The sequence below is a fragment of the Microcoleus sp. OTE_8_concoct_300 genome (assembly GCF_031383065.1).
Lineage (GTDB): Bacteria > Cyanobacteriota > Cyanobacteriia > Cyanobacteriales > Microcoleaceae > Microcoleus.
The window spans coordinates 1-2,888 of record NZ_JANMZH010000645.1 but is presented as its reverse complement, the minus strand read 5'-3'; the positions used below and the strand labels follow the sequence as shown (position 1 = coordinate 2,888).

The following is a 2,888-nucleotide window of genomic DNA, read 5'->3' as shown; positions in this document are numbered from 1 at the left end:
GTCATGGGTGACTCGGTGTTGTTGTTTGACAAAAAAGCCTTTTGGTGTATTTGCTTTGAGCCATTCAGCGACAAATTGTTCATATAAATTAGCCATGTCTATGAGAAAAGGGAGCATTTCGCGATCGCCTGTTTCGTGACTAGGCCCTGTGTAATCTAAAAAGAATCGACATAAGGCGTGTAAAAGTTGATAATCTTGATTCAAACGGTGATAATTTCTATCAATACAAGCTTCTGATTTAAAAGGTTTTAATGTAACAAATCCTTGGAGTGCGTGAAAGGCTTTTCGCACAGTGGATGAAACAGATTCACGGCACAAACCGCTGCGGCCAATGATGAATAGTGTCCAAGCGAGTATTTGATTATCTTCGATATCGCCTGTTTGTTCGTTATAGTGGCATTTTAGTTTAACATCCCAAGGTTTTTGCAGGGCTGACCGCAAATCGACGCGACCGCGAATGTAGGCGAGTCTTTCTGTTTTGGATAAGTAATCGCGATATAATCCTTTGCGACAGCGTTCTAGAATTTTGTGGGCAAGAATGTTAGCTAATCTCTCGTAACTTTGTTCTAAAAATTGGCACTGAATCGCTCCTTGGGGAAATTTTATCTTAAGTTTGTAGGCATACTCAAGCATTCCGAAGAGGTTGTTTATGGAAACCTTGGGGCGGATGGCGATGTGAAATTCTGGAGTGATTGGAATGTTGCCCACTCTGCCTTTAGATGTTAATTGCCATTTATATCCTGTTTTAAAGTTGGGAAATTCTATCTTTATTTCCTTGGCATAATTGAGATGTATTTTTTGTCCTACTGATTCGGGGATTGAGTCTCGATCTAAAATTCGTAATTCATATTCTGTCAGTTCGATGATTTGGGGTAATTCTCGTGTCATAAAATTATCGCTTGCTAAATTCATCTTTGATTTTATCCCAGAGAAATTCATCCATTTTTGCCTGATTATCAAAGAAGTATTCTTCGAGGTATGGCTCAATTTCCATTTGCCAAATATCTTGGATATCTTCAGCTAAGGTTTTTGTCAAAAAGAAGGAGATGCCTAGTTCATAGTGTTTGTTGTTAATTGCCCGATTGACATTTTCTAGAATGCTAGTTAATTTATCGACTGGGAAATTAGTTTTCTCTCTGTGGTGATACTGTCGCAGCACTTCATAGTTTGGATAAACGGGAATGAATGCGAAGCGGCGGCGGAGTGCGTTATCGACTAAGGCAATAGAGCGGTCTGCTGTGTTCATTGTGCCGATGATACGGACATTTGTAGGGATTCTGAATAGTTGACCGCTGGCTAGTGTAATAAAGCGTTTTGTGTCTTCTCGGTCATCTAGGAGATACATTAACTCGCCAAAAACTTGAGAAAGATTGGCGCGATTAATTTCATCAATAATGAGAACGCAAGTGTCTTCACAGGCTTCGGCTTTTTCGCAGAATTCTAGGAATCTACCGGGAATTATTGAGTAGGTTAATTGTCCGTTTTGAGTTGTTGGGCGAAGGCCTTCGATAAAGTCTTCGTAGGTGTAGGCGGGGTGAAATTGGATAATGTCTGAGAAACCGTCACCGCCGCCGATTAAGTGTTTGGCTAGTTTTTCAGCAATGAAGGTTTTTCCGGTTCCGGGCGGGCCTTGGATGATGGTTTGCCCTTTGCGGTTAATCGCCTGTATCCATTTAGTTAGTTCGGTTGTTTTAAAACCAGTAATTTCTGAAATTGTCTCTAGTTGATACACTGGATTAAATTCCTTTTCATATACTGAAAGATATTCATCTAAAAGAGCAGGTAAATCATGTCTATAATAATAACTACCAATCAAAAAAAATGAGAATAATTTTGTAAAAGCTTGTGCTATTTTATTGATTATATTTTTGGAAGAATATCCTAATATTTGTTTTGATTCAAATGATATGCCAGCAAAAATATTACCAAACAAAACACTTTCAAAGTTTTTAGATTCTTGTAAATGAACAGGAATTTGGATCAAAATATTTTCTAATAGCTCATACAAATTTTTCTCGGCTTCAATTTCGTAATAAATTTCCTCCAAATCTAAAAATCCTTCTTCTTCCCAGCTAGACTTTAAAGAAAAATAATGTTTATTACTAAGATTATAGCCTTTGATAATTTCGATATAGTCAAAGTCATCTCTATATTTTTTTTTGTAAATATATAGCATTAGCTGAAACACACTTTCTTTCACCTCCAAACCAAAAGTTAATTTTTGGTTTTTAAATCTTAAGATTAACTGAGTATTATCTGGAAAAGGGACATCTTCACAAAAAAAGGCTACACTGTAGGCTGTTGATTCCCATTTTCTTGTTTCAATGATAGAGCAAAACCTCTCACGCTTGATATTTATATATTTTTTAATAAAATCAGGTAACTGCTCTTCTACCTGGCTTAAAATATATTTAACTGGCTTTTCTACATATCTTAAGAAATCTTTTTGATGTGTTATGTGAAAATCTGAGCTTGGGTTTTCATAAAATTCTGCCAATAAGCTAAATGTCTCTGCTGAAAAAGGGCAATCAGGATGTACAAAAACTTTTTCCATTTTTTCTGTATTTTTAAGATGACTCAATTGTTGTTCTTAAATTATTGTAGCCGATCGCCCTTCGCGACACTCAATCTCTGAGATACGATCGCACCCCCCATCCTTACCCACATCAATAGCCCTCCCAAACCAGTAACACAGGCAAAACCGCTAACAACCGTTCCCGGAAAATTTAAACTTGCGCCGAGTGACACAGATTTACCAAATTGTGTCTATACTAGATAATTGAATCCGGCGATCGCGACAAATAACGGGTACATTAAGAGACAAAGCAGTAGCAGCAATAATGCGATCGGGCAAATGGGGAATTTGCGATCGGTCAACTTGCCTTAAA

The 2,888-nt window shown here is 37.3% G+C and carries 3 protein-coding genes; all 3 read right to left on the bottom strand.

Translation table 11 applies throughout. The features are described 5' to 3' along the window. Positions 1 to 888, bottom strand: an 888-nt coding sequence (locus ACUVJL_RS29195) for an McrC family protein (protein WP_445249046.1), incomplete at its 3' end; no start/stop codon positions are given. Between the two features lie 4 nt (positions 889 to 892). After that, the gene (locus tag ACUVJL_RS29190; RefSeq protein WP_445249045.1) at positions 893 to 2,581 is read right to left on the bottom strand and encodes an McrB family protein; all 1,689 of its coding nucleotides are present in this window, start codon (positions 2,579 to 2,581) and stop codon (positions 893 to 895) included. 14 nt (positions 2,582 to 2,595) lie between these two features. Then, complete coding sequence (locus ACUVJL_RS29185) at positions 2,596 to 2,748, bottom strand: hypothetical protein (RefSeq protein WP_445249044.1); 153 nt, start codon at positions 2,746 to 2,748, stop codon at positions 2,596 to 2,598. Positions 2,749 to 2,888 lie beyond the last annotated feature (140 nt).